This is a genomic window from Kitasatospora sp. NPDC089913 (assembly GCF_044748625.1).
Classification (GTDB): Bacteria; Actinomycetota; Actinomycetes; order Streptomycetales; family Streptomycetaceae; genus Kitasatospora.
Window position 1 is genome coordinate 1 of the sequence record NZ_JBIVGI010000003.1, and the last position, 24,426, is coordinate 24,426.

The 24,426-nt window shown below is 71.5% G+C and carries 22 protein-coding genes and 1 pseudogene; 10 read left to right on the plus strand and 13 right to left on the minus strand.

All coding sequences use genetic code 11. The features are described from left to right. Positions 1-124: 124 nt before the first annotated feature. The 8 genes from ACIPYS_RS06595 to ACIPYS_RS06630 all read right to left on the minus strand — a co-directional run bounded on the left by ACIPYS_RS06595 (position 125) and on the right by ACIPYS_RS06630 (position 10,746). Entirely contained in the window at positions 125-4,456 is a 4,332-nt protein-coding gene (locus tag ACIPYS_RS06595) for a hypothetical protein (protein WP_400744012.1), read from the minus strand. Positions 4,457-4,689: 233 nt separating this feature from the next. Then, positions 4,690-5,889, minus strand: coding sequence for an ABC transporter permease (locus ACIPYS_RS06600; RefSeq protein WP_231978922.1), 1,200 nt, complete (start codon positions 5,887-5,889; stop codon positions 4,690-4,692). A 98-nt stretch (positions 5,890-5,987) separates the two neighbouring features. Then, positions 5,988-6,674, minus strand: a complete 687-nt coding sequence (locus ACIPYS_RS06605) for an ABC transporter ATP-binding protein (RefSeq protein ID WP_400744015.1) — start codon at positions 6,672-6,674, stop codon at positions 5,988-5,990. Then, a complete protein-coding gene (locus tag ACIPYS_RS06610; RefSeq protein WP_400744018.1) occupies positions 6,671-8,134 on the minus strand; it encodes a peptidoglycan-binding protein in 1,464 nt (487 codons plus the stop codon). The genes ACIPYS_RS06605 and ACIPYS_RS06610 overlap by 4 nt, the downstream gene beginning before the upstream one ends. Positions 8,135-8,251: 117 nt before the next feature. Further along, entirely contained in the window at positions 8,252-9,208 is a 957-nt protein-coding gene (locus tag ACIPYS_RS06615; RefSeq protein WP_400744021.1) for a hypothetical protein, read from the minus strand. Between the two features lie 127 nt (positions 9,209-9,335). Beyond that, the gene (locus ACIPYS_RS06620) at positions 9,336-9,812 is read right to left on the minus strand and encodes a hypothetical protein (protein WP_093863667.1); all 477 of its coding nucleotides are present in this window, start codon (positions 9,810-9,812) and stop codon (positions 9,336-9,338) included. A 230-nt stretch (positions 9,813-10,042) separates the two neighbouring features. After that, positions 10,043-10,330: a hypothetical protein gene (locus ACIPYS_RS06625; protein WP_093863668.1), complete on the minus strand. Its 288-nt coding sequence runs from the start codon at positions 10,328-10,330 to the stop codon at positions 10,043-10,045. Next, entirely contained in the window at positions 10,327-10,746 is a 420-nt protein-coding gene (locus ACIPYS_RS06630; RefSeq protein WP_093865382.1) for a DUF1622 domain-containing protein, read from the minus strand. Before ACIPYS_RS06630 ends, ACIPYS_RS06625 begins: the two co-directional genes overlap by 4 nt. Positions 10,747-10,868: 122 nt before the next feature. On the opposite strand from ACIPYS_RS06630, the gene ACIPYS_RS06635 reads away from it, so the two are divergent. After that, positions 10,869-11,123 carry a hexameric tyrosine-coordinated heme protein gene (locus ACIPYS_RS06635; protein WP_093863669.1) on the plus strand — a complete coding sequence of 85 codons (255 nt, stop codon included), beginning with the start codon at positions 10,869-10,871 and terminating at the stop codon, positions 11,121-11,123. 175 nt (positions 11,124-11,298) lie between these two features. Next, the gene (locus tag ACIPYS_RS06640) at positions 11,299-11,745 is read left to right on the plus strand and encodes a DUF4265 domain-containing protein (protein ID WP_400744027.1); all 447 of its coding nucleotides are present in this window, start codon (positions 11,299-11,301) and stop codon (positions 11,743-11,745) included. Between the two features lie 206 nt (positions 11,746-11,951). On the opposite strand, the gene ACIPYS_RS06645 is transcribed toward ACIPYS_RS06640, so the two are convergent. Then, complete coding sequence (locus tag ACIPYS_RS06645; protein ID WP_093863671.1) at positions 11,952-12,188, minus strand: hypothetical protein; 237 nt, start codon at positions 12,186-12,188, stop codon at positions 11,952-11,954. Positions 12,189-12,933: 745 nt separating this feature from the next. On the opposite strand from ACIPYS_RS06645, the gene ACIPYS_RS06650 reads away from it, so the two are divergent. Together ACIPYS_RS06650 and ACIPYS_RS06655 are read left to right on the plus strand one after the other, a co-directional pair. Beyond that, on the plus strand, positions 12,934-13,659 hold the full coding sequence (locus ACIPYS_RS06650) for an alpha/beta hydrolase (RefSeq protein WP_400744712.1): 726 nt from the start codon (positions 12,934-12,936) through the stop codon (positions 13,657-13,659). Between the two features lie 71 nt (positions 13,660-13,730). Continuing rightward, entirely contained in the window at positions 13,731-14,285 is a 555-nt protein-coding gene (locus ACIPYS_RS06655) for a hypothetical protein (protein ID WP_400744030.1), read from the plus strand. A gap of 253 nt (positions 14,286-14,538) precedes the next feature. Here ACIPYS_RS06655 and ACIPYS_RS06660 read toward each other — a convergent pair whose 3' ends face one another. The 3 genes from ACIPYS_RS06660 to ACIPYS_RS06670 form a co-directional block, all read right to left on the minus strand. Next, on the minus strand, positions 14,539-15,015 hold the full coding sequence (locus tag ACIPYS_RS06660) for a tetratricopeptide repeat protein (protein ID WP_400744033.1): 477 nt from the start codon (positions 15,013-15,015) through the stop codon (positions 14,539-14,541). A gap of 65 nt (positions 15,016-15,080) precedes the next feature. Next, entirely contained in the window at positions 15,081-16,553 is a 1,473-nt protein-coding gene (locus ACIPYS_RS06665; RefSeq protein WP_400744036.1) for an MFS transporter, read from the minus strand. A 246-nt stretch (positions 16,554-16,799) separates the two neighbouring features. Further along, complete coding sequence (locus tag ACIPYS_RS06670; protein WP_400744039.1) at positions 16,800-17,387, minus strand: CDP-alcohol phosphatidyltransferase family protein; 588 nt, start codon at positions 17,385-17,387, stop codon at positions 16,800-16,802. A gap of 763 nt (positions 17,388-18,150) precedes the next feature. On the opposite strand from ACIPYS_RS06670, the pseudogene ACIPYS_RS06675 reads away from it, so the two are divergent. From ACIPYS_RS06675 to ACIPYS_RS06690, 4 genes and pseudogenes are all read left to right on the plus strand, one after another. Further along, a pseudogene (locus ACIPYS_RS06675) lies at positions 18,151-18,282 on the plus strand (hypothetical protein); the annotation flags it as partial. A gap of 37 nt (positions 18,283-18,319) precedes the next feature. Continuing rightward, the gene (locus ACIPYS_RS06680) at positions 18,320-18,694 is read left to right on the plus strand and encodes a hypothetical protein (protein WP_400744042.1); all 375 of its coding nucleotides are present in this window, start codon (positions 18,320-18,322) and stop codon (positions 18,692-18,694) included. Positions 18,695-18,868: 174 nt separating this feature from the next. Beyond that, positions 18,869-19,468, plus strand: coding sequence for a hypothetical protein (locus ACIPYS_RS06685; protein WP_400744045.1), 600 nt, complete (start codon positions 18,869-18,871; stop codon positions 19,466-19,468). A 31-nt stretch (positions 19,469-19,499) separates the two neighbouring features. Beyond that, positions 19,500-20,153, plus strand: coding sequence for a hypothetical protein (locus tag ACIPYS_RS06690; RefSeq protein WP_400744048.1), 654 nt, complete (start codon positions 19,500-19,502; stop codon positions 20,151-20,153). A gap of 766 nt (positions 20,154-20,919) precedes the next feature. On the opposite strand, the gene ACIPYS_RS06695 is transcribed toward ACIPYS_RS06690, so the two are convergent. Further along, positions 20,920-21,480, minus strand: coding sequence for a kinase (locus ACIPYS_RS06695; protein WP_400744050.1), 561 nt, complete (start codon positions 21,478-21,480; stop codon positions 20,920-20,922). On the opposite strand from ACIPYS_RS06695, the gene ACIPYS_RS06700 reads away from it, so the two are divergent. Together ACIPYS_RS06700 and ACIPYS_RS06705 are read left to right on the plus strand one after the other, a co-directional pair. After that, positions 21,479-22,087: a trypsin-like serine protease gene (locus ACIPYS_RS06700; protein ID WP_400744053.1), complete on the plus strand. Its 609-nt coding sequence runs from the start codon at positions 21,479-21,481 to the stop codon at positions 22,085-22,087. The two genes, ACIPYS_RS06695 and ACIPYS_RS06700, sit on opposite strands and share 2 nt — an antisense overlap. Before the next feature lie 962 nt (positions 22,088-23,049). Next, complete coding sequence (locus ACIPYS_RS06705; RefSeq protein ID WP_400744055.1) at positions 23,050-24,318, plus strand: acyltransferase family protein; 1,269 nt, start codon at positions 23,050-23,052, stop codon at positions 24,316-24,318. The last annotated feature ends 108 nt before the right edge of the window (positions 24,319-24,426 follow it).

Sequence of the window (24,426 nt, forward strand, 5' to 3'; positions counted from 1 at the left end):
CGAGCGGGGGGCGCGGTGCTGGGGGGCCCCCCCCGGAACGGGGCCCCCCCCCGGGCGCCGGGGCCCCCCCCCGATGGGGGCGGGGGGGGGCCCCGCACCCCCCACGGCACCTTCGGTCGCGGAATCAGGGAAGGTTCGGTGTGCAGGACACGAAGGGATCACACCCCGCATAACCGGGAGTCCCGACGTAGAACCGGTCGTTCTCCAGCACGCGAGCGCCCTTGAACAAGTGCCAGCCCATGGGTGACGCGATCCCGGTGTTGTGCTTCAGTGGAATGGCTCCTCGCCCGCAGACAGCGGTCAGGTACCCGGCCGAGTCCACGGTCGGCAGCGCGAACCGCGGATCGAATGCGAGCTTGTACGGTCCGTTTCCCATCCGGGACGCGTACAGCTGGGCACAGTCGTTGCCGGTGAACCCGGTCGGCGGGTTCTGGCCGCCGCCGCCCTGTTTGCTCGCCGCGAAAGGGTACTCGTCGCAGCTGGGGCTGTCCGTGGCGACAGCGGGGGCCGTCCAGCTCCCGGGGCAGATGACGGCGCGGTTGGCCGTTCTGTTCGCCTCGCTGCTCTCCCGGTTGAGCGGCCGTTTCCACTCGGCGCTGCCGGGGTGGGTCGCCAGGCGCTTCTGCAACCACCAGTACAGCGCGCCCGCCGCAGGATACCTCTTCGTGTTGAGCTTGAGGACCGGCACGACGTCCTTCATCACGCAACCCGGGCGGCGGGCGGGGACCTCATTGTCGCAGCGCACTTCGTAGGCGAGGTTGTTGAGGCCACCGCCCGTGGTCTCGGGGAACTCGGGCACCCGCGGCGAGATCGCGACGCCCATGTCGATGCTGGTGCTGCCGGTCGTACCTGTCGGGACGGTCCACTGGTGGCGCACCCAGGTCTTCGCCGTGTGGTAGTCGCCCGGCACCCACAACCAGCCGCCCTCCGAGCCGGTGACGGTTGTGCTGCAAGCGGGGGCGCACTGGAACGAGAGCATCGGCGAGGTTTCACCCAGTGCCGTGAAGCCCGGCAACGGCGTCCAGGTGTACTGCTCGTCGAAGTAGGTCTCGTTGAACGTGAGTTTCACCATGTGGGTGACACCCCAGACCAGGGTGCCGATCGGTTCCTGGTTCTGCAGGTACGTGAGGGTGACCGTCCGGTTCACGCACGCGTCGAACCGGCTCATGGTCGAGGGCGTGCTGATGCTGGAGACACAGCCCGGCAGCAGGTCGGGGGACGCCGCGGCCAGTCCGGCGCCGGGCGCCGGCTCTCTGCTCCGGGTCTCGGCGACTTGCACGAGTTCCTCCGGCGTCATCGGATCGACGCGTATGCAGGTCTGACGCCCGGTCGATCGATCGATGGGACCGCAGGTGTTCTCCGGAGTGTTGGCACGCCAACCGGCGCCGCCGCCCACACCGAGGTTGATGACCTGACGCTCGTCCTCCAGATAGGAGCTCTCGTACTCGATGTCGGGGGCGTTCTCGTCCGCCTCGGGGAGGTTGAAGTCCGCGAGCATGACGTAGTTGCCCGGGACGAAGGCGACGGCGTCGAAGGCGATGTCTGCGTCCCCGGTACCCCCGGGAACGATGTTCGTCAGCCGGACCTCGGGAACGGTGTTGCCGAAGGCGAAGGCGCCCAGCGGAACCCAGCGGTTCTTGCCGGTCCCTGCCGTCTGGTCGATCGCGACGCGTGCGGGCCCGGCGTCGGTGACCACCTCGTACACGGCCTGCCGGGTCTGCGCGCCGTGGTCGGGGACGTGCACGTAGACCTTGGCCTGCCTGGTTTCGATCGGGCGGTTGAGGCGCCATGATCCGGACGTCCTCAGGAGTCGGCCCTTCGCGTCGTCGGCGCGGGTGTGGGAGAAGAAGAAGTGCCCTCCGAAGCCGGCGCCGAGCTGGTGGAGGTCGGCCTTGGCGGGGAACGTCGCGGCGTTCGGATCGCTGCCGAACGTCATGGTGAAGGTGCCCGCGTTCGGAGCCGGACGCGGGCAGCCAGGACGTACCGAGGGCACGTCGTCGGCCACGTCGTCGATGACCAGCGCGCCCGCCGGCAGGCCGTCCAGGGAACACGCGGGCGGGTAGGCCGTGCCGTCGGGTTCCTCCTTGTACGTGTCGTTGAACCGTACGAGTTCGTTCCCGCAGGAGTAGTCGCAGTCCGCTTTCCAGGTGACCGGCTGGTTCCACCAGCACTTGAGGTCATCGCGCGCGCACGGCCCCTGTCCAGGGCTGTTGCTGGAACCGTCCGAGATGTAGCCCGGCATGCAGTTGTTCTGCGCCGTGCAGAACCAGGACTCCTCCGGCTTCGCCGCCGCCCGGAGGTTCTTGGCACTCCCGGGTGTCAGGGCACTCCCTTCCTTGCCGTTCCACCACGCCTGGCGGTATCCACTCACCATTTTTCCCGGGGACTCAAGACCTTCCAGCGGGTGTCCGGCCCAGCCGATGACCTTCTCCTGGTAGGGCCAGTCCTGCGGATGAGCGGCATCCGAGTAGTCGTCGGTGCCGTCGAGGTGCTCCAGGAAGGGCAGGCGTCCGGCGTCCCACTCGGGGTTGGCGGGGTTGTTGGCCCAGCCGACACCCCAGGGGCCTCCGTCGCCGCTCCGGGGGTAGAACCCGGAGTTGTACGCCCACAGCGCGAAGTACCAGTTCTCGATCTTCGATGCGTAGCCGTTGTTGACGGTCAGTCCGGCGGCGCGGGTCTGGTTCCACTTGTTGGAGAGGATCTGCAGCCCGGCCGCGATGTTGGTGACGTAGTCGAGCGCCACCGCGCGCTGGGTCTGGTAGGGCAGGGCGGTCTCGCCCGGCCGTTCCTTCCCGGCCAGACGCATGCCGTCGGTGACCTGGGTGACACCGTACCCGCAGTCGGCCTTCGACCAGTTGACGTCCCAGTCGTTGGCCGGATTGCCGTCGTAGTAGTCGATGCCGTAGTAGTTGCCGATGAGCGGGTTGCCGGTGACACCGGGAACCGCCGAGCGCGCGGCCTGCCACAGGTTCGATTCCTGTGCGGCGACGCCGAGCATGATCTGTGCCGGTACCCGCCCGTTGCCGTCGAGGATGGGCCGGGGGAACAAGGCCTGCGGCTGGTAGGCCGGCATCCCCAGGTTCTTCCAGTTCGCCGGGCGGACGGTGTTCTGGTTCAAGGTGCCCTGGACGGCTTGGTCGACCGCCCACTCGACCTGGCGGGGCTTGGGCTGGACAGCCTGGTTCCGGGGATCGTTGCGCGGCACCGCGCAGGTGCGCTCGGACTCGACGGTCTCGGTGGGGTCGGCCGTCGTCGCGCCGGGCACGGCGGCACCTGCGGCTCCGGGTGCCGGGACTACCCCGAGTTTCGGCGAAGGAGCCGCACCCTGGGCCCTGTTCGGACTCGGCACGGCGCCCGGGTCTACGGTTCCCGCGCCGATCCGGCCGCCGTCGGTGCGACCCAACGCCACCATGACCGGCCGGGGAGACCTGGCCTCGTCGGGGCCGAGTCGCGAGTCCCTGCCGTCGGCCCACTCGCTGAGGGTGACGACAGTCTCGCCCTTGGTGCTGACCCTGGCCTCCTTCGGTGCCGTGGGCAGCAGCCTGGTGCTGGTGGGCGGCTTCTCCGTGCCCCTGGTCACGGGGCCGGTCACGTACACGGTGCCTGCGGCGTCGCGGGTGAGGCCCGTCGCGGTCAGCGGTCCCCGGGCCAGCTCCGTCGGCCTTGTCCTTCTCACATCGGGTCTCCTGATCAGGTCCCCGGCGACGCGTCCGACCACGGCCGAGTCGGTGGTGCGGCCGGTCCCCGGCCCGTCCACGGACCTGTCCGCAGTGCTCCGGGCGGCGGTATCCGAGTCGAGGAACACCACGCCGCCGTCCTTGTCGGCGGTGAGGCGGAACGGCACACCGACGGTCCGTGAGACCGGGGTGGTGGCACCGCTGGTCTCGACCTTGACGAGGGCGCCCGCGCCCGCGGCGACGACGGAGCCGTCCTTGACCGGGACAGCGGAGGTGAGCTGCCCCTCGGTCTCGATCGGGGCGGCGATCCTTCCCGTCGCTGCGTCGACGCGGATCAGCCGGGTGCCGGCCCTGTCCTCCCCACCGGACTGGGTGAGGACGGCTGTCTCGTCGACGCCGCAGCCCGGGTTGTAGTAGGAGAGCGAGGCCTGCAGGTCCAGCTTCGTCACGGTGCCGTCGGCCAGATCGACGATCGCGGTGAACCCGCCGCGGGCCATCAGCTCGGGCCTGTTGGTGAAGGTCCGCGGCGCGTAGACGACGACGGCATGCCGGCCGGAGCCGGTCACACAGGCGTTGCCGATCCACAGGTCGGTGTCGAAGCCCGGCTCGGACAGCGAGGCGGCGGTGCGCCACGCGTAGCCGTCCCTGGCGTCCGCGACGACGATGTGGAAGCCCTCGGCGTCGCCCGTGGTGGTCCACGCCCGGTCCTCGGAGGACTTCGGCGCCGTGGGTGCCGCGTCCGCCGGGACGGTGTTCGCCGAGAGCGCGGCGAACGCCATGAGTGCGGCGGCGCCGAGCGCTGTCCAGGTGTGACGTGTTCGCAGCCGTTCACGTTTTTGTGCGGTTCTGCCCCGTGGTCGCATGGATTCCTCCCGTGTCCGGGCACAGGTGTGCCCGCCGCCGCGCGTCGACCGGTGGGCCGCCTGTCGCGGTGGTGTGCGAGGCCGCCGCGAAGAGCGGCGGGTGGGAAGTGACGCGGGGAGGGCGTCCTGCGGAGCGGGTCGGACCTGGGCTACCTCCGCAGGGCTTCGACGGGTTCGACGCGGGCGGCGCGCCAGGCCGGATAGAGCCCGGCCAGCAGGCCGGTGGCGAGCCCGATGGCGGGGGCCGCCGCGACCGTGCCCGGCGCGACCACGGGTGTCCACTCGCGCGTGGTGCTGGTCACGATCACCGTGACGACGCCCAGGCCGGTCCCCACCAGCCCGCCGAGCGCGCCGAGTGCCGCGGACTCGGCGAGGAACTGGCCCGCGACGTGCCGTCCGCGTGCGCCGAGGGCGCGCCGCAGGCCGATCTCGCAGGTGCGTTCCATGACCGCGACCAGGGTGGTGTTGGCGATGCCGACGGCGCCGATGACCAGGCAGATGCCGGCCAGCAGGAGGAAGAGCGCGCTCAGGTCGGACGCGACCCCGTTACGCAGGGTGCGCGGATCCGGTGGTGGGACCGGTTTGAAGTAGTCGGGGTGGTCGGGGCGCAGCGCGTAGGGGGCCTCGTCGGCGACCTGCCGGGCGGCGCCGATCCTGGTGGTGATGAGCATGGTGGCGCGCCGGCCCTCCTGGGGCGGCCCCCAGACCCGCTCCGCGGCGCTTCGCGGGACCAGGACGGAGAGCAGCAGGTCCGCCTCGCGGTCGGTGTCGGCGACGATCCCGACCACGGTGAACGGGACGTCACCGACGAAGACGGCGGGCCGGGTCTCAAGAGTGGCGATCCCGAGGCGTGCGGCGACGCCCTGGCCGAGGACCGCGACCTGTGTGGCCCGGGAGTCGTGGAAGGCGTCCCAACCGCGCCCTTCCGCGAAGTGGGCGCCGGCGGCGTCGAGGACTCCGGCGGAGGCGGCGACGACCTGGACGGGCTGGCCGTCCGCGTCCCGGCCGACCGGGGCCGCACGGACGGTCGCGCCGGGCGGCAGCCGAACGGGCCAGTGGACTCCTGCGCCGGTCACGCCGTTGAGTGCGCGTACCCGCTCGTCGGCATCCGGGGTGAACGCGAGTGGCAGCATCGCGGGATCCGCCCCGCCGGTGTCCTCGACGGTCACCTCGGTCGCGGCCAGGCGGTCGAAGCGTTCGCCGATCTGCCCGGTCGCGGTGGCGGTGAGACCGAGAACCGCGACGAACGTGCCCACGCCGAGCACGGTGCCCAGCGCGGTCAGCGCGGAGCGTGCCGGGCGTTGCAGCACGCCGGCGACTGCTTCGGTGGCCAGGTCGCGCCACCGCATACGCGAGCGCGGCGTCCGAGCGGCGCCGTGGTTGCCGGGACGGGTGTCCGGTGGGTCGGCCGAGGCGCTGTGGGGAGTGCCAGGTGGCTCGGCGCGGGTCATCCGGGTGATCCGGCGAGTTCGGACAGGACGCCGTCGCGGATGGCCAGGGTGCGGGTGCCGCGCCGGGCGACCGCGGCGTCGTGGGTGATCAGCAGCACGGTGACGCCGTCCGCGTTGAGCTCGTCCAACAGCGCGAGGACGTCCGACGAGGTGGCGCTGTCCAGGTTGCCGGTGGGTTCGTCGCACAGCAGAAGTGCGGGCCGGGGCGCCAGTGCGCGGGCGATCGCGACGCGCTGTCGTTCCCCGCCCGAAAGTGTGGTGGGCAGGGCGTGGAGGCGGTGGGCCAGTCCGACGCGTGTCAGCGCATCGCGGGAGCGGACGCTGCGCTCCGTTCGGGGGACCGCTCCGTAGAGCATCCCCAGTTCGACGTTCTCCGCCGCGCTGCGGTGTGGCAGGAGGTGGAACGCCTGGAACACGAACCCGATGCGGGCTCCCCGAATTGCGGTGCGCGCACTGTCCTTGAGGGTGCCGGTGTCGGTCCCGTCCAGCCGGTAGGTGCCGCAGGTCGGCCGGTCGAGCAGACCGGCGACGTTGAGGAACGTGGACTTGCCGGACCCCGAGGGACCGATCACCGTGACGAACTCGCCGCGCTCGACCACGAGATCGGCGGGACGCAGGGCGAGAACCGGAGGTGGGCCCGGGTAGGTCAGGCCGACGCCGTCGAAAGTGAGGACCGGCGTCACCGGTCGCCTCCGGTCCCGGTGTCGGTTGCGGCACCGCGCCGGACGCCGACCACCACCCGCTCGCCGGGCCGAAGTCCGACCGGATCGGCGGGGGCGACCTGGATGAAGCCGCCACCGGTCGCGCCGGGTCGTACTTCGACCGGACGCCGGGATCCGTCCGCGGCGAGGACGGTCACCAGGGTCCGGCCATCGGCACCCGCGGAGACCGCGGCCAGTGGGACGACCAGCACGTCCCCGTCCGAGGACGCGGCCTCGACGGTCAGGCGTACGTCCTGTCCGGCCAGCGCCGGGTCCAACGGCACCGTGGGAGTCACCGTCGTCGCGTAGGCCCTGCCTCCTGCGGCGGAGGACCCACCGGGTCCGGCCGCCGGTCCGCCCGCCGGGTCGGGGGTGTCGGCGGTGTCCGGGGTGTCGGCGACCGCGGTCACCGAAGCATCGGCCTGCGCGCCGGTGAGTTCGGACAGTATCCGGACCGGCATCCCCGACCGGACCAGGTCCTTCTGGTGCGGGGCGAGCCGCGCGACGACCAGCAGAGCGCCGGAGGAGAGGGTCACGGCGCGTTCCTTGACCGGCTTGCCGACCACGGCGTTGACGGTGTCCACCCGCGCCATGTCGTCCCGGACCAGGACGACCTCACCGGCCGGGACCATCGCACCGGCGCGGGACTCCAGCTCCGCCCGCTCCTCGCGGGCGCGCTCCAGGTCGGCTTTCGCATACGCCACGGCCCGTCCGGCCGAGTCCGGACCCGACCTCGGCCCGGCCCCCGGCTCCGGCCCGGGACCTGCGGGCGGGACCCCTCCGGCCGCGCGTTCGGCCGAGGTGACCCGCTCCCGGGCCGTCCGGAGCTGCTCCGGTGACACGTCCGGGGACTGCGGTGCGTCGTACCCCAAGCGGCGGTAGAGCTCCTCGACCGCCCTGCGGGTGCCCGGTCCGTACCTGCCCGCCTCGTCCGCACCGGTCTTCAGGCCCTGTCGGGCGAGCGAGCGTTGGAGCTGCTCGACGTCCTTGCCCTCGCTGCCCGGCTTGAGATCCCGGTAGACGGGCAGTTCGCCGGTCAGCACGAACACCGGCCGTCCGGAGACCTCCAGCAGTACCTGACCGGCGCTCACCGCGTCGCCGGGACGCACCCGCACAGCCGTGACCACCGTGCGGCTGCCGGTGTCCTTGCCACCGGCGACGACCTGTGGGGACACCTCGACGCTCTGCGTCGCGGCCACCCTGCCGCGCAGCACGACCGTGTCGACGAGTCGTCGGGACTCCACCGCCGCGGTGATCACCGACGGCGGCGGGGCAGCCGCCTGCGCGGCCCGTTGCCCGGGCGAGGTGATGAACCGCGTCGCGGCCGTACCGCCGATGCCGGCGGCCACGGCCGTCGCGACCAGCGCGGCCAGGAACCGGTGCCCGCGCCGGGGCGCGGGCACCGGTTCCGGCCCGGCGGCATCCGCCACGTGCCCGTCCACTCCGGTCCTCCTGTCTGCGTCGTCTCCGCTGTCCGCTCGACCGCCGGTGGAGAGGCGGAGCGGAGTCGCCCCGTCGCCGGTCGGCCGCCGCCGGTCCGTTGCCCGACCGGCGTTCGATCAGCGTTCGATACCGGCGACGATGTCGGCGGCGGTCCTGATCCGTGCACTGTGGCGGTCCTGGGCCGCTTTGAGTGCCGGGGCGTTCGCCTCGAGTGCCTTCTGTTCGAACACGGTCTCCACCGCGAACCAGATTCCCGGCAGGTTGGCTTCCTGCTTGCACCCCACATCGGCCCTGGCGACCTGGAACTCCTGCGGGGTCGGCTCGGCTGCGGTCCAGCGAGGATCCTCGTTGGCCTTCCAGATGTCCTGGTAGTCGTAGCCCGACTTCTTCATGCACGCGGACCATGCGGCCATCGCCTCCACGACGGGCTTCTCCTGCTTGGACCGTTCGAAGGAATCGATGATCAGTCGTTCCGTGAACCGCTGGTCGTCCGCGCTGCTCGGGCCGCCGCCCCGGTTGAGGAGCCGATTTGCTTCGCCCGCGCAGCCGCCCGCCGGAATGGAGCGCCCCCCGTAGCTCGACTCGCCCTTGCCGAGGAAGACCAGGTTCAGCACCTTCGTGTCGACGTTCCCGCCAGGGCCGCCCTCGTCGCCGGGCCGCTTCTCTTCCGTCACCGGGCCGGGGGCGTGATAGCCGAGGCGTTCGACCTCGGCGGCGTCGATGACCCCGTACCGGCGGCTCTCGCTCGGTGCCGTCGACGGGTCGACGGCATCCCCGGGGGGCACCCGCCAGTCCAGGCCGAACGTGGCCATGCAGCTGCGCACCCGCAGGTTGAACGCCTTCGTCTCCGCGTTGATCTGCGCCGTTGTCGGCAGGTATGGAGTCAGCGGCAGGACGATGTCCTTGCCCCTGGTCACGGGCCTGGCCGAGAACGCGTTGATCCGCAGGATTTCGGCCGCCGCCGGATCCGGACCCTTGGGCGGGCGGTCCGTCGACGGAGCGGAGCCGTTCCCGCCGCTCGCGCAAGCGCACGTGACCGTCAGTAGGGCAACCGCCGCAACACGCTTCATCATTCGAGATTCTCCAGGGCACTCGGACCGGGCAGCGCGCATGGTTGAACAGGGGTGGGTCCGGGAGGACGCCCGTTGCCACCAATGGGGCACGGGGCGGGAAGGGGCACGGGCCCGGGCAGTGCGGCCGTCAGGCGCCGAACTTGTGCGAGTTCATCCGGTCGTTGGCGTTCATGCCGTTGCTGAGCGTGAAGTTGAAGAAATTGGCTTCGCTGCCCGCCTGGCCCGCGGGTCGCAATTGGAAGCTCGGCCCGGAGTGGTTCGAGTTGTAGTAGATCCGCACGGTCTTCGCAGCATCGAAGTTCCGGGCCCAGGTTGCGTTGCGCGGGCTGCCGTCCGTGCCGTTGTACAGTGTCGCGCCCGATGTCTCGAGGTAGCAGTTGAGGCCGTCCGTCGACCACCGCGCGTTCAACCAGGTCGATGCCGAGTAGTAGGTGTCCTTCATGCAGCCGCTGTTGTTGAGGTCCTCCGAGATGCAGATCTCGCCGGTGTTGCAGAGGTTGTTGCCCTCCATGCTGGGATCCCAGGCCATGGCCCGGCCCGACACTCCGAGCAGAGCGACCGCCGACAGTGTCCCGACCAGGACGACACGCTTGCCGATCTTCACGATTCTCCTTGGGATCGAGATGGTGTGCCGCCCCGTGGCGCAGCCGATCGGGAGGGCGTCACGCGAGGGCGCGCCGACGTTGCGGGAGCGACTGCGCGTCCGCCTCTCCTGCCGGCACGATCCGTGGTCCTGTCGAGGCAAAGCCTGCCAGGAGGGCGGCAGCGGAGACTTGTAGGAATGCGCATCGCCGTTTGTGACGAGGACGGGACTACGACGGTCGCTCGGATCGCTCAGCTCGCCCGGGTCGGGGGCGCAGCGGCGTCCTTGCGCGGCCGTCCCGCCAACGCGCGCAGGTCCAGGTCGAGCACGATCCGCAGCGCGCCCACGCTCGCGACCAGCGCCAAGGAGGTCCAGCCGGTCCGTCCGGCGAGGTGGATCAGCCCCGCCGCGAGCAGGAAGTCGGACAGCACGGTCACCGCGGGCCGGACCCGGCGCAGCCGCAGGCCCGCCAGCACGGCCGCGCCGGCCCCGAGCACGGTGACCCAGAGCGCGGCCTGCCGCAGGACGGTGTCGGTCATCCCTCGGTGGTCCGGGCGGCGACGGGACCGGCGGCGGAGCGTTCGATCTCGGCGCGTTCCTCCCGGAGCTCCTTGCCGAGGAAGTAGTTCAGTGCCGTGCGGATCGCGGCGATGGCGCCGAGCTGTCCGATCTCGGTGAACGTCGGCGCGACGGCCGTCCGCAGGATGTCGCCGGCCAGCTGGAACTCCAGCCCCAGGACGAGGAAACGGCCCATCCCCAGCCGGATCCGGGTGAAGTCCCAGAGCGGTCCGGGCTCGGGGGCGGCGGGCCGGGACGGCCGGAACCAGAACAGGACGAAGCGGACGAACGCCCACAGCGCGCCGACGAAGATGATCAGCGCGCCCGCGAACTCGACCAGGCGAACGAACAGGTCGACGATGTCGTGCAGCGTCGACTCGGACAGGAAGTCGTCCATGGAGCCCAGTGTCACCGGGCCGGGCCCGCCCGGCCCCCGCCCGGCCCGCCCCGTCACCCGTGCGGCCGACGCAGACCCGGCGTCCGGCCGCACGAAGGCCGTCGGCGGCCGACAGTGGTGCCATGAACCGCGTACCCGACGAAGCCCTGGTCCTGGTCCCCGGCAACACCCTGATCACCAGCACCCCGGAGGAGGGCCGCGCTCTCGCCCTCACCCTGGCCCGCCACACCGTGCACAACATCCAGCCCGATCTCGACGTGCTCAAGGGCGGCCGGCCGAACTACTCCACCGACCCGGACAGCATCATCGCCGCCGCCCACACCGTCGCCGTCGAGTTCCAGACCATCGCCGCGGCCAACAACTACTGGCGTCCCTGAGCCAGAGCCCGAGCCCGCCCCCCACGGCCGGCCCGTCCGGAGCGCCGCCACCACGACGGCCCTCCGGACGGCCCGAGGGGCGCGCGCGGCTGTCCTCCGTCGTGATGGTCTGCCCACCGTGTGAGGACGCAGGTCGACACTCTTGTCGACACCACCGTGTGACACGATCGCGCTCATGATGGACGAGCTCGACGTCGGTGCCGACACCCACATACGGCTGCTGGCGGGCCGCAACAGTGCTGGGCGGCCTGTTCTCGAGGTACTTCCTGCCCGGGTGCTCGGAGAGCGGTCGTTCGAGTTGAGCGGAAGCCCTGGACTGGTACTCGGATGCGCTGCCGGAGACGTGCTGCGGATCGCCGACGACGGGACGTTCGAGGTGACCGAGCGCGGCGCCAATGTCTGCATCCAGGCCTACCGCGGAGGCCCCTTCTCGTCGGAGGACCTGGCAGACCTGCAGGCCGGCCTCGTTCCTCTGGACGGGCTGGCCGAGGCACCGGCGGACGGGCGGTTCATCGTGGCGACGGTTGCCCGGCAGGTCGGACTCCCTGCCGTCGAGCGGGTCATGAACGACTGGGCGGCCGGCGTGGACAACGCCGAATGGTGGTTCGGCACCGCGGACTGAACGGACGAGGTCCGATCTCGGACCTCGTCGTCGACCTGGCCGAACTCGCTCGGAGAAGGAAACCGTCGCTCAGGGCAAACAGCGCACCCAGGTCCTGCCCTGCCTCGCCCGACGACGGGCCGATGTCTTCTTCGCGATGCTCCGCGACGGACCCTTCCAGGAACCCCGACCTGCAGGAGGCAGGGGACCGCTCCAGGCCCGTCTACTCAGTCCTCCTCCGGCCGAAGCCGTCGGCGAGCGGCCTCGAGCCGCTGGTCATGGTCAGGCGCGAACAGCCCGGGAAGTGACTTGTCCAGCGCCCCGGCGATGCGATGGATCGGCGCCCAGACCGCCGGATCGTCGACAACTCGGCTCAGGTCCGTCATCTGCAGCTTCTCCAGCCAGTCCGACAACACCAGCGCCTCGTCACTCGTGAGCTTGATCGTGACCTGACTATCGCCCATGTGCACTCCTGCGGTTGGCCCCACCCTCGACCACACGAACGTACTGGTCCCCGACCTCGACCGAACAGACAGGGGTACCCCCGCGTTCGCTGGGAGGACCCTTCGCAACCTGCACCGTTCTCGCGGCTTTGCCGTTTTTGACCTGTCTGCCGGGCGTCGAGATCCGGGATGGCCTGTTGAGGTGTCAAGGACCAGCGACGACCGACACGGTCCAGGCCCTGAAGGCCGACGGTGCCGGCTGACCCCCGCGGATAAAGGGACCCTCGACCGGGACTTCGGCCTGGTCGTCTGCGACCCCTGTGACGCCTGTTCTTGTGCCGCACCGCCCGGTGCTGGACCCGTTGCCCCCCAACAGGTCGACAGGCCCAGTTTGGCGCATCGCCGCATATCACAGGCTGTTCTGCGGCTGCCCAACAGCCGCAGAACAGCCTGCGGTGCTGTCCCGCCGGCGATGTCGCCGACTCCGCGCGCACCTCTGGATACGGGTTGCGCCCGGACCGGTCGGACCGGTCCGGGCATCTCGACCGTCCCGGAGCCCGCCCATGTCGAACTCCCCGTTCTCCCGGCCGGCGGCCCGGATGGACCGGTCCCACGGTCCCGGTCGGCAGGAACGCACAGTGGCCGGTCCGCGGGGTGTGGCCGGTTCCGGTCGGTGAGCAGCGCGGGCGCGCCGGCCATCGCGGGACGGGTGCTTCTCGAGAGGCACTTTCGGCGTTTCCAAACGATCGCATTCGTGTCATACCGGATGAGTGCTTGTACGGATGGGGGTCGGCAGGTCACCGCAATAGGCTTTCTGCTGACTGATGAGCTGTCGGGAGGGGAACACAGTGGGCCATCGACGATCGACAGCACAGGGGGCCAGCCCACGCGTGCCAATGACCTTCAGGAGGCCGCGAAAGGGGCGGCGAAGGGGACCGACCGGAAGGTGTCGGTGATCTCGTGGCTCGGCTACGACGCTCCCGAGGTCCCGGTCGTGCAGGCGCCGAACCTTGCGGTCGGCTCGACCAGCAGGGCCACGGACGGGGCGGAGGCGCTTCGCCAGTTCACCCAGGGCACCCGGGCCGCCCAGGGCGACCACCCCAGTCACCTCTCGGTGTTCGGCCACAGCTACGGAACGACGCTCGTCGGTGCGGCTGCCGCCAGCGGGGCGGGACTGGGCGCCGATGAGATCGTCGCTGTTGCGAGTCCTGGCATGACCGTTGAGCGTGCCGACCAGCTGCACATCGACCCGAGCCACTTCTGGACCGGCCGGGCGGCGGACGACAATATCGCTCTGGCTGCGGGACTCACCCTCGGCGAGGACCCGATAAAGGACAACTTCGGCGGGCAGCGATTCGTGGTCGACACCTCCGGGCACAGCGGCTACTGGGACGACGGCAGCCACAGCCTCGCCAATCAGGGCCGCATCATCGTCGGGAAACCGCCGGGCACGGTTCCCCGGACAGCCGTCACCTCACCGGGTCCCCTGTGACCACCGGGCCGGGCCGGCCGCGGCCCGACCGTTCGGTCCTCACTCTCGTTCCAGCCGCAAGGAATTCCACCGTGCCGTTCCCCCTGCCACGCCTCGCCGCCCGCCCCACCGCCGCGCGGCGCCTCGCCGTCGCCGCGCTGGCGCTCTGCCTGCCCCTGATCCTCGGAGGATGCATGTCCACGCCCGGTCCCAACGATCCGCTGCCGGTCAAGGCCCGCCAGGAGGTCCAGGACTGGGCCCAGCACATGACCGAGTACATGGCGCAGAGCGCCGGCCTCACCCTCGACGCCGGCAGCGCCGAACCGTTCTTCAACGACTGCGTCGGCAACAACGACGAGGTCGCCCAGGACGGCCGGTACAAGATGGCGTACGCGGTGTACAGTTCCGCCCCGGTCGAGCAGCACCCCGAGGCAGTCCGCAAGGTCCGCGCGATGCTCGAACAGCAGGGATTCAAGATCGACGGCTACCGGGAGACCACGGACGGCAAGGTGGACACGGTCCTGGATGCCTCCCAGGCGTCGAGCCGGTATCTGATCACCGTCGAGACCACGACCGGAGGGCTGCTGCTCTTCCAGGTCAGGACACCCTGCCTGATGCCCCCGGCCACGTCGGGGCCGTCCAGCTGAAGTGGGCGGAGCGGAACGGGGCTACCGCCCCGCAGCCCGGCGAGGTGGCACCCGCCGCCTGTGTTCTCGGCCCGCACCCTGGTTTCGTTCGCGCTCGCCGGGCGGCCCCGAGGCCAACGCCCTGGAACATCGAGAACCTGCTGCCGGGGGCCGAGAGGGGTTGTGGGCAGGGTGCCTGGGGAACGGGCGGTCAGGCCTGTCGGTGCTCGCCGAACAGGCTGTCGACCTGCGGCTGCTTCCCGGCGGGTCTGCGTCATGGCCGAGGGGGTGGGGTCATGGTCGGCTCCTGTCCGCAGCATCGTCGCCGGGCCTGAATGGTGACCGGAAGTCGGCGGCGGCTTCGGGCTGCCCGTCGGCGTCCAGCACCGCGGCGCAAATCCCGTACGCGGGCGAGCACGGGACCGTACCCGGCCTGATCACCCGACGGGTACGGGCCGACCGCCTGGACCGCTTCGGCCACATCCCGCCACGCGCGCAGCGTGTCACCGGGCAGCAGATCACGCCCCCGCTCGGTCAGCACGGTTGCCAGGTCCACCCTGCACATCATGGTGTCCGGGTGCGCGGGACCGAGAACACGGTCCCGGTGCTCCACAACGGAACGCAACAGACTGGCGGCCTCGTCGGTGCGTCCCGCCTGCCAGTAGGAGGCGGCGAGGTCGGCACAGGCGGTCGGGGTGTCGGGGTGCTCCTCGCCGAGTTCTGTGGCAGACCGGGTGACCCGGGAGGGCATCCGACTGCGACCGGTGCCCCGCCGGGAGGGGCGGGGCACCGGTCGCAGTCGAAGCACCGGAGGGGTCAGGCGGGCTGCTCCTCGGTGCTGTGGGAGTCGGTGAGGGTGAGTGCGCCGAATGCGGTGACCAGGCCGACGATGACCGCCAGCACGGCGTAGGTGATCCGCTCGCCGTGGAAGAAGGAGTGGACGAGGGCGCTGTCCCAGGTGCCGGCGGGGAGCTGGGTGGTGACCAGGGCGGCGATCAGGGTGCCGACGACGGCGGTGCCGAAGCTGCTGCCGACCTCCTGCGCGGTGTCGTTGAGGGCGGTGCCGATCGAGGTGCGGTTCTCCGGCATCTTCTCGACCAGGGCGATGGCGCAGATGGTCATCACGGTGCGCAGGCCGACGGTCATCACGACCATGCACACCGCGATGGCGGCGTAGCCGTGCGAGACGCCCCAGGCGAGGCCGGCCAGGGAGCCGGCCAGGCAGGCGGCGCCGACCAGGCAGGCGATGCGGTGGCCGCAGCGCTTGGCGAGCCACTCGGACAGCGGGGTGGCGGCGAGCATGGTGACGATGATCGGCAGGTTGGCCAGGCCGGCTTTGACGGGGCTCCAGCCGTAGGCGTACTGGAAGTGCAGGATCAGGCCGAACATGACGGCGGCCATGGCGATGGCGGTGCCGATCTGGGCGATGGCGGCGCCGCGGACGGTGCCGTTGGTGAACAGTTTCAGGTCGAGCATGGGGGCGGCGGTGCGGCGCTCGTGCCGGACGAAGGCGAGGCCGGCGGCGAGGGCGCCGAGGATCGAGCCGATGGTGGGGGCGGAGGTCCAGCCGTGGTCGACGCCGCTGGTGAGCGAGTAGCAGGCGAGGCCGATGGTGGCGACGCTAAGCACGGCGCCGGGCAGGTCGAGCCGGTCGCGGGTGAGGTCCTCGGGCCGGTCGGCGGGGACGCCCAGGCGCACGCCGATGGCGGCGATCAGTGCGATCGGGGCGTTGACGAGCAGCAGCCACTGCCACTTGACGTGGGCCAGGGCGGTGCCGCCGAGCAGCGGGCCGAGGACGAAGCCGGACATGCCGACGACGATCATGACGGTCATCGCCCGCATCCGCAGTGCCGCGTCGTCGAAGAGCCGGAAGACCAGGGAGTTGGTGATCGGGGCCATGGCGGCGGCGGCGATGCCGAGGCCGGCGCGCAGGGCGATCAGCTGCCCGGCGCCGGTGACGAGGGCGACGCACAGGCTGAGCAGGCCGAACACGGCGAGGCCGACCAGCAGGACGCGGCGGCGGCCGAGACGGTCGGCCATCGATCCGGCGGTCAGCAGCAGGCCGCCGAAGGTCAGCGAGTACGCGCCGGTGACCCACTGCAGCGCGGTGGTGCCGCTGCCCAGGTCGCGGCCGATGGTGGGCAGGGCGATGGACAGCAGCGTGTTGTCGACCATCTCGACGAAGAAGGCCAGGCAGAGCGCGGCCATCGGGATCCACGCCGCGCGCAGCGACGGATAGGTGCGCGGCGCCGCGGCTGGGGCGGCGGTGGTGGTTTCGGTGCCGGTCATGGCGGCCTCCTCTCGGGACGGGTGTCGGGGCGGGTGTCGGGGCGGGCGTCGCGGTGCATCGATGCCGTCCGCACTGCCGCCGTGGCACTGCCGCCCGTCTCCCCAGAGCCTGCGGGAGCGCGCCGACAGGCCGCTGTCATCCCACTGACAGCGCCGACAGCCCGCCGACAGCGGGGGCGGGCTGTCACCAGGGGTTCTCAGGCGTGCCGTCGCTGGAGACCGTCGACGACGTCATCACCCTGCTCGTCACGGCCGAGGTGCCGATCGCCCCCCTGCCACCTGACCGGGGGCGGGTACCAGCGGTACCAGCCCGGCGATCTGCCGGAAATAGAAGAGAAGTGCGACGAAGTACAGGCTCGAGCCCCAGAGCACGGCTCCCCAGCCGACGGCGTGGGGCACCCAGGCGCCCGGGAAAACGGTGGATCCGAGCAGGACCAACGGGAATCCGATCATCAGGCAGAAGGTGGCCGATTTTCCGACGAAGCTCACCTGCAGCGGCTCGAATCCCTTCCGTCGCACCAGCACGACCCCAGCTGCCATGACCGCATCACGGGCGACGAGCGCAATGACGAGCCAGACGGGAATGAGATCGCGCAGAGTCAGTGCCACCAGCGTCGCCGCAGTGTAGAGACGGTCCGCGGCCGGGTCCAGGATCCGGCCGAGATCGCTCACCTGGTCGAGCCTTCGCGCGAGGTAGCCGTCCAGGTAGTCGGTGATCCCGCTGAGAGCAAGGACCAGAACGGCCCACAGGTCCTGGTTGTCGCGCCCCAGCAAGGGGAGCAGGGCGAGCCAGAGGAAGACCGGAACACCCGCGAGTCGCAGCATGCTCAGCACATTGGGAACCGTCGGGATCCGCACTACCTGTTCTCCTGCCCGCAGGCGCCTCGGCCCCGTTCTCGACTGTGGTGCGTGTGATCAGGTCCGGCGGTTCCGGACGTCGATGGTCGTCACGGCCCGGCATCGCCGGTGTCCCGTGGGCGGATGTCTTGGGAGTCACCGTTTCCGGTGGTTTACCGGCCCACGTCGGTACCACGCCCGACGTCCACCGAGAGTAGCCGCCCCGGTCGCACGGTGTGCGGTGTGGGACCGTGCCTCCGGGGGTGCCCTGCTCGAAGGCGAACACGCGGGCATGGGGTAGGCCGGGGGTGCTGTCACCCAAGTGGTCGAAGCGGTGCGGCCGAGGGAGACAACCGGCGCTGGTCGACGGGGGCGGTGCGCGACCGGCGCCCCGCCCCCGGACCTGAGCCCGGACAACCGCAGAATCAGGGCACCACCGGGCCGCTCCCGGAGCGCTGCGCCGGAGCGCCGGCGTGGCGAGAGGTGAAGGCGCGGTCGGCCTTGGTGGTGTCCAGGGCGCGCCGGCGTCCAGCACCGGGCCGATCGGTCGCGGCCTGAAGGGGCGCCCGTACCGCTCTGCGCGCCGCCCACCAGGCCGCCCGCGCCAACGGCACCACCCCGGCCCCAGGGACCGCCCGCACGGCCCGACCCGCCACCGCCGCAGCCCGCGCGTACCCGAGCCGATCGCGGAGGTGTTCCTCGCCCCGGTCGCCGCCCACGGCTGGACCCTGGGAACCACCGGCGCAGGCCTGCGCGACCACTGGCCCACATCGTCGGCCCCGACGCCGCCACCCACCGGCCCCTCGCCGGCTACGACCGCACCACCCAACGGCTGCGCGTGACCGCAGACTTCCCCTCCTGGGCCGCCCAACTCCGCTACCAGACCCGCCGCATCCTCACCCGCCCTCGACCAACCGCGCCCCGGCACCGTGACCGCCATCGACGTCCGCGTCGGTCCCGCCCCCGCGCCGCAGGCCGACCACGACCCCGACGAGTGGCCCGCTCCCCGCCCCGCACAGACCGGGCCGACCCGCAACCCGCACACCGGCCACACCGGCCACACCGCCTACCAGGAACTACGCCGCCAGATGCGTGAGCACGCTGCCGCCCGCCAGGGTGCGATCGACGAGAGCGCGGCGCAGCGCGAGGCGATCCGGTGTCGGCACGACAACCGGCTGCGAGAACCCGAGGACGCCCACCGGGCCGCGATCGAGGAGGGGGCGACCACGGGTGCGGGCTCGGGTGTCCTGAGTGGCTCGCCGGCGGGGGCCGCGGAACACTGCGACCTGCTTCCTCGGGGGTGAACTCCGCCGGTCTGTAGCGCACATGAGTGTCCGTCCGGGCGCCAGGGCGGGTCTCCCGAACCCGGGCGGTCGACGTTTCCGGGGGAGTGGCTGTTTGAACTCGTCTGAGCGGGAACCCGAAGGGACGGGAGCGGCCGGCCACCGCGGGCCGTGTCGAACCGAAGGAGGAGCGGTATGAGTGTCTGGATCGTTCTGGTGGCGGCCGTGCTGGCAGTCGCGGCGGCCCTCGCCGTGCTGCTGCCGCGGTGGAACACCCGTCGGCTGCAGCAGCGTTTCGGTCCGGAGTACGACCGGACGGTTCGCGCGCACGGCGGCCGCACCAGGGAGGCCGAGCACGAGCTGGCGGGCCGGTTGCGACAGGTCCGGCAGCTGGCGCTCACCCGGCTGCCGCAGCGCCGCGCCGAAGAGGTCGGCAACCGGCTCACTGCCCTGCAGGAGCTGTTCGTCGACGACCCCGCCCGCTCGCTGGAGGAGGCCGTGACCCTGCTCGAGGGCACGCTCGACGAGATCGGCGTCCCCGCCGGGGACCGGATTTCCCTGCTCTCGGTCGACCACGCCGCCCTGGTGCCCGGCTACCGGACCGCGCGACAGGTGCTGGAGCGCAGCCGGTCGCAGCGGGTGGGCACCGAGGAACTGCGGACGGCGCTGCTGGCGGTGCGTGACCTGTGCCTCGAGGTGGTCCGCTCCGGCGGCGACGAGAAGGGCAGGACCGCTCCTACTGGCAACTCCACCCCTGCCGTCCGCCGCTCCGGCCCGCGCCCCGCCTCCCGATGACGCCGACGACCCCGTGAAGGAGAGGACGACCATGTCTCCGTACGGTTCCGCAGCCCGGAACAACCCCGACGACGACGCGCCGGCCCCGGACCCCCGCACCGCTGGGGCCGACCTGGCCAAGGCGGACGCCGTCCGTCCGCACCGCGCCCACCCGGACGCCGCCGCCGGCGCACCCGGCCCGGGCTCCGGCCCGGATCCGGCCGACCCGCAGGCCGCCCGCCCGGAAGCTTCCCCCGAACGAGGCGCCGGCGCAGCTCGCTTCGCCGTCGTACCGGGAGCCGACCGGGCCGCAGAACGGCCGTCCCAGCCCGCCAGGGCCGCCCGGTCCCTGCCGGGCCCCCGGCCCGGCGACCCGCAACCGGCACCGGCGGCACCGGCGGCACCGGCGGCACCTGCGGAGGCCGGATCGGGCGGTTGGCTCGGCGTCGGGCGCACGCAGCGACTGCGGGCCGAATGGCACTCCGTCCAGGCGGGATTCGTCGACGATCCCCGTCAGGCCGTGCAGCAGGCCGACGCCCTGATCGAGAAGTCGGTCGGCCTGCTGACCGAGGCCGTCACCGAGCGGCGCCACCAGCTGCGCGGTGCCGAAGCGGCACCGGACGGCACACCGGCTGCCAGCACCGAGGACCTGCGCCTGACGCTGCGTGAGTACCGCTCACTGCTGGAGCGCCTCCTGGGCACCTGAACCACCAGCACACCCGGAGCGCACGGGGCGCTCGGTCGGCGCGACGCGGCGGCGGTCGCAGCACGGGAGGCAGCGGACATCCGCCTGGACCCCCTGGACGGCATCATCCGCGAGTGGCCGTGGTCGCGCGGACCAGTGGCATCGATGTGCCTCGGGGAAGTTGTCCCCGCAGGCGCGGGCAGCAGCTCCTCCGCACGCTCGGGTCTTCACGCCGTAAAGGATCACCACCGCGGCGCGGGAGGACCGCAGCGCTCACAAGACCTGACCCCTCCTGGCCGGCTGACCTCGGCGGGTGCGGGGAGGATTTTGACCACCGGGTACGCGACAGTCGGGTTCATCGGCTGCCCCCGCGCTTGCAGCGAGGACGCCGTCGGACTTCGCCGTTGGCGCCCCCCGCACGGACGCAGAGAGCGGACCATGGCGTCAGGTTCGGTCGAAGTGGGGGATGTGGTTGCCCGGCTCGCCCCGCAGGGGCAGGGCCCCCAGGTGGCACCGTCTGCTCGGGGGTCAGCCACACACCGACGCGTGGACGGAAGAGGGAAGCCGGTCGATGTCAGCGGGTACAGGTCCGTGCCCCGGCCTTCCCCGCGAGTGCGGGGCAGCCGGTACAGGCGGCGCCCCAGTACCGGTCAAGCTGTTCGAGGGGCAGCCCTGGGTCCGGCCTGGGTGCGCACGGAGTGACTTGCTCCCACGGCACCGGTGCTCACAGCCCCAGAGGCTGGATGCTGCTCTCCAGAAGACCGGCCGGTTCGTTCGGCTGCCGGGTTCAGGGGCGCGGTGTCCAGCCCGGTGGGGTGAGTGCGGTGTCGGTCAGGATCCTGGTGACGGTGTCGTCGAGGGTGCTGTCCTCGCCGATGACGTGTTCGAGGTCGCCGGGCAGGAGGTCCAGCGGCCGGTACCAGTCGGCCATCTGTTCGGCGCTCACCTCGGCGGACAGCGGCCGGGTCGCGTGGCGGCGCACCGTCTCGGTGAAGCCGACGTCGAGGTAGTAGAGGAAGCTGCGTCCGCGGTGGCTGGCCACCAGGTCGGTGAGCATCGCGCCGTACCGGCCGGCGTCGAGAATACCCTCGACGACGGTGTGGAAGCCGGTATCGAGGGCGTGCCGGGCGACCAGGCCGATCAGGGGGATGTTCGCGCCGCCGGCGACGTCCCGCTCGCGGAGCACCTCACGGCGAAGCTGGTCCTGTCCGACGACGGCCAGGCCGCGGCCGTAGGCCGAGCGGAGGCGGGCGGCGGTGCTGGACTTCCCGGCGCCGCTCGGTCCGCGTACCACCACCAGCACCGTGTCGGTGCTGCCTGTCCCGGCCCCGGCGGTGGGGTGCTCCATGCTGTCGTCCACATCGCCGTCCGTACCCACGGCCGGGGGTGACAACTCGGCCTGCACCGGCGCCCTCGTCGACCGCTCGTGGGTGATCACCACGGCCTCGTGCTTCGCCGACGACCCCGCTCGGCCGAGCGCGGTCGGTGGTGCCCCGAAGTGGCGGACCACGGTGACCGTCGGGCGCACCGACCTGAACGCGACCAACACCGGGTTGTCCACCGAGGTGGTGGATCTCGTGGCCCGTGCGGACCGTGCCCTGGTGATGGCGAAGTTGGCATCCCCGGTCGACGGCATCGTGCCGCTGAAGGTCGCGACCGCCGCGCCCGTGCCGGCGGAGAAGCTCAAGGCCCCCGGCCACGGTCGTACCAGGACCGAGTGGATACCCAGCCGGCTGCACGTCGGAGCGTTCACCCTCGCCGGGGTCCGCCCGACCGCGGTCCACACCACCGGCACCGGCGGTTCGGCGATCTGCAAGGGCGACACCGGGGCCCCGGTGGTGCGGGAGGTCGGCGGACGGACCGAACTGGTCGCGGTCGCCTCCCGTTCGTGTCAGGGCAGCTGCCTCGGCGAGAGCGAGAGCCGAACCGGCACCGCCATCACCGGCACCCTCTGACCCACAAACCCGACACAGCCGGGCACGACGGGTTCGGCGCCCGCACGGCGCCGAACCCGTCGACCGGCCAAAGATGTATTGCAGACCAGCCCGGGATTCAGGCGTGCAACGCCTGGAGAGTCCTGTTCCGGGCCGCCACCGGCCGGTATCGGCGCCGATGTCTGCGAAAGAGCAGTGGTACCGGCCCTGCACGCGGCGAAGCCGGCGGGCTCGGTGGCGGGTACGGCCCGGTGACGCCGTATTCCACCTCGGCGTCACCGGGCCCGGGCCACGGGCGACACGGGCCCGCTGGGCGCGGAAGGCAGTAATGACGAATGCACGGCGGGCCGTGTTCGGGTCAGGCCGTGCACGCAGGGTGACGCGGGCGCGGCCGCGGCGATTTCGGCGGATGAGATCTACCGTTCCGTGCCCGCCCCGATGGACGTGATCGCACGCCGGGAAGGACCGGTACCGGGCAGCCGCACGACCCTGTCCGTCCGCGCCGATCGGTGCGACACCCTGGTGAAGCAGCGCCGCAACGCAGTGCGCCGTCCCACCGGCGGTCTCACGACCAGCCACGTGAGGGGGCGAACCCGCCTGCTGGGGGCTACCCGGAGCCTCACCGGCTGAACGAACCTGAGCCAGGTCGCCGTGGTCGTCCGCTCGGGGGGGGCGGACGACCCGGCCACCGGCCCACGGCCGTCGCCGGGGCGGCCACCGGAACTGCTGGAACGGCTCACGAACCGGCCGCATCGGCACCCGGCCCCAGAGGCACACCGGCGACGGGGCAGCGGACGCACCGGCCACTGTGCCTGTGGCGGGGCATCTGAGGATGCCCGAGGGATTCCGCGCGGCAAGGTCGGGATCCCGACCCGGGCCGGCCCACAGGCATTCGACCGCCCTGCTCCAGGGCGAGCGGCGGTCCAGTGTGTGCGGGGCGACGTCGACCCACCCTCTATCCTGAACATTCGGAGCATTTCTGCATGCCCAGTAAGTACGTTCTGCAAGCCGATTTTTTGACCGCCCGGCCATTGTCGGAGGTATTGGGCAGGGAGAACGGGTTCGGCCTCCTGCGGTTGCTGCTCGCGATCTCGGTGATCCTCGCTCACGCCAATCCGCTCGGCATGGGAACAAGCGACCTCGGGGCGGACTGGTCGCACGGGCAGACGGGGCTCGGCGCAGTCGCCGTCGCCGGATTCTTCGTCCTCTCCGGACTTTTGATCACGCGAAGCGGAATGCGACTCAGTACGGCCCGCTTTCTCTGGAGCCGCGCGATCCGAATCCTCCCGGGCCTCTGGGCCTGTCTGCTGCTCACCGCCTTCGTCCTCGCGCCGGCGGTGGCCCGCCACGAGCACCTGCTCGACGGCTTCTGGTCCCATCCGCAGGGGCCGTGGGAGTACGTCCGGGCCAACTGGTCGACCGGTGTGAACCAGTGGTCCATCTCCGGCCTGCTGGCGCACAATCCTCACGCCAGCTCCTTCAACGGCTCCATCTGGTCGCTCGCCTACGAGGCCCTCTGTTACGTCGTGGTAGCCGCCCTCGCCGCCACGGGCCTGCTCCGCCGGGCCCGCTGGGCCGTCCTCGGCACGGTCGCCGTCCTGTACGGCTACACCGTCCACCTCGCGCTGGACTACCCCCAGCTGCGCGCTCCCGGCTATGCGCCGACAGGCCTGCCCGACTGGCGGCTGCCCCTCCTGGGCACCATCAACATGGACATGCTCATACCGCTGGGCCTCCTGTTCGGCCTCGGCGCGGTCGCCGAACTGTACAAGACGCACATACGGATGAACGGGATCGCCGCACTCGTCGCGTTCGGCATTCTCGTGGGGGCCGTCCGCTTCGGCGGATACCTCGTGATCGGGATTCCGGCCCTCGCCTATCTGCTGCTCTGGATCGCTGCCTTCACCCCGCGGCCACTCACGCGAATCGGCAGCAAGGTCGACCTGTCCTACGGCGTCTACATCTACGCGTTCCCGATCCAACAGACCCTGACACTCTGGCACGTTCCCGTACACGGATACGCTGTCTACACCGGCGCCTCCGTCGCCCTGTCGATCCTCGCGGCCTTCTTCTCCTGGTACGTCGTGGAGAAGCCCGCACTGAAACTCAAGAACATCGGCAGCTCCAGGACGCATCGGAGGCCGCCTGTCCCTCACCAGCCGGCCGGCGCGACCGTCTCCGCTCCTCGGGCCGCCTTCGAGAAATCACCGCGCACGGAAGCGACCCGGCCGGAAGCGGCTGACCGGTGGTGAACGACGAGGAAGTGGACGCCGAGCTGCGCGCCGACAGTTCCGCCCCGGCGACTTCGGCAGCCCCGGTAAGCGGGACGGTCCAGCCGGCACCCGCGGACGGGGGTGCCG

What these genes read in the sequence shown, in the direction of transcription:
- ACIPYS_RS06615 (WP_400744021.1), bottom strand. Translation starts at nt 9,208, where the DNA reads ATGATGAAGCGTGTTGCGGCGGTTGCCCTACTGACGGTCACGTGCGCT.
- ACIPYS_RS06625 (WP_093863668.1), bottom strand. Translation starts at nt 10,330, where the DNA reads ATGACCGACACCGTCCTGCGGCAGGCCGCGCTCTGGGTCACCGTGCTC.
- ACIPYS_RS06595 (WP_400744012.1), bottom strand. Translation starts at nt 4,456, where the DNA reads ATGGCGTTCGCCGCGCTCTCGGCGAACACCGTCCCGGCGGACGCGGCA.
- ACIPYS_RS06600 (WP_231978922.1), bottom strand. Translation starts at nt 5,889, where the DNA reads ATGCGGTGGCGCGACCTGGCCACCGAAGCAGTCGCCGGCGTGCTGCAA.
- ACIPYS_RS06665 (WP_400744036.1), bottom strand. Translation starts at nt 16,553, where the DNA reads ATGACCGGCACCGAAACCACCACCGCCGCCCCAGCCGCGGCGCCGCGC.
- ACIPYS_RS06705 (WP_400744055.1), top strand. Translation starts at nt 23,050, where the DNA reads ATGCCCAGTAAGTACGTTCTGCAAGCCGATTTTTTGACCGCCCGGCCA.
- ACIPYS_RS06650 (WP_400744712.1), top strand. Translation starts at nt 12,934, where the DNA reads ATGAGTGCTTGTACGGATGGGGGTCGGCAGGTCACCGCAATAGGCTTT.
- ACIPYS_RS06685 (WP_400744045.1), top strand. Translation starts at nt 18,869, where the DNA reads ATGAGTGTCTGGATCGTTCTGGTGGCGGCCGTGCTGGCAGTCGCGGCG.
- ACIPYS_RS06700 (WP_400744053.1), top strand. Translation starts at nt 21,479, where the DNA reads ATGCTGTCGTCCACATCGCCGTCCGTACCCACGGCCGGGGGTGACAAC.
- ACIPYS_RS06690 (WP_400744048.1), top strand. Translation starts at nt 19,500, where the DNA reads ATGTCTCCGTACGGTTCCGCAGCCCGGAACAACCCCGACGACGACGCG.
- ACIPYS_RS06640 (WP_400744027.1), top strand. Translation starts at nt 11,299, where the DNA reads ATGATGGACGAGCTCGACGTCGGTGCCGACACCCACATACGGCTGCTG.
- ACIPYS_RS06630 (WP_093865382.1), bottom strand. Translation starts at nt 10,746, where the DNA reads ATGGACGACTTCCTGTCCGAGTCGACGCTGCACGACATCGTCGACCTG.
- ACIPYS_RS06635 (WP_093863669.1), top strand. Translation starts at nt 10,869, where the DNA reads ATGAACCGCGTACCCGACGAAGCCCTGGTCCTGGTCCCCGGCAACACC.
- ACIPYS_RS06645 (WP_093863671.1), bottom strand. Translation starts at nt 12,188, where the DNA reads ATGGGCGATAGTCAGGTCACGATCAAGCTCACGAGTGACGAGGCGCTG.
- ACIPYS_RS06695 (WP_400744050.1), bottom strand. Translation starts at nt 21,480, where the DNA reads ATGGAGCACCCCACCGCCGGGGCCGGGACAGGCAGCACCGACACGGTG.
- ACIPYS_RS06660 (WP_400744033.1), bottom strand. Translation starts at nt 15,015, where the DNA reads ATGCCCTCCCGGGTCACCCGGTCTGCCACAGAACTCGGCGAGGAGCAC.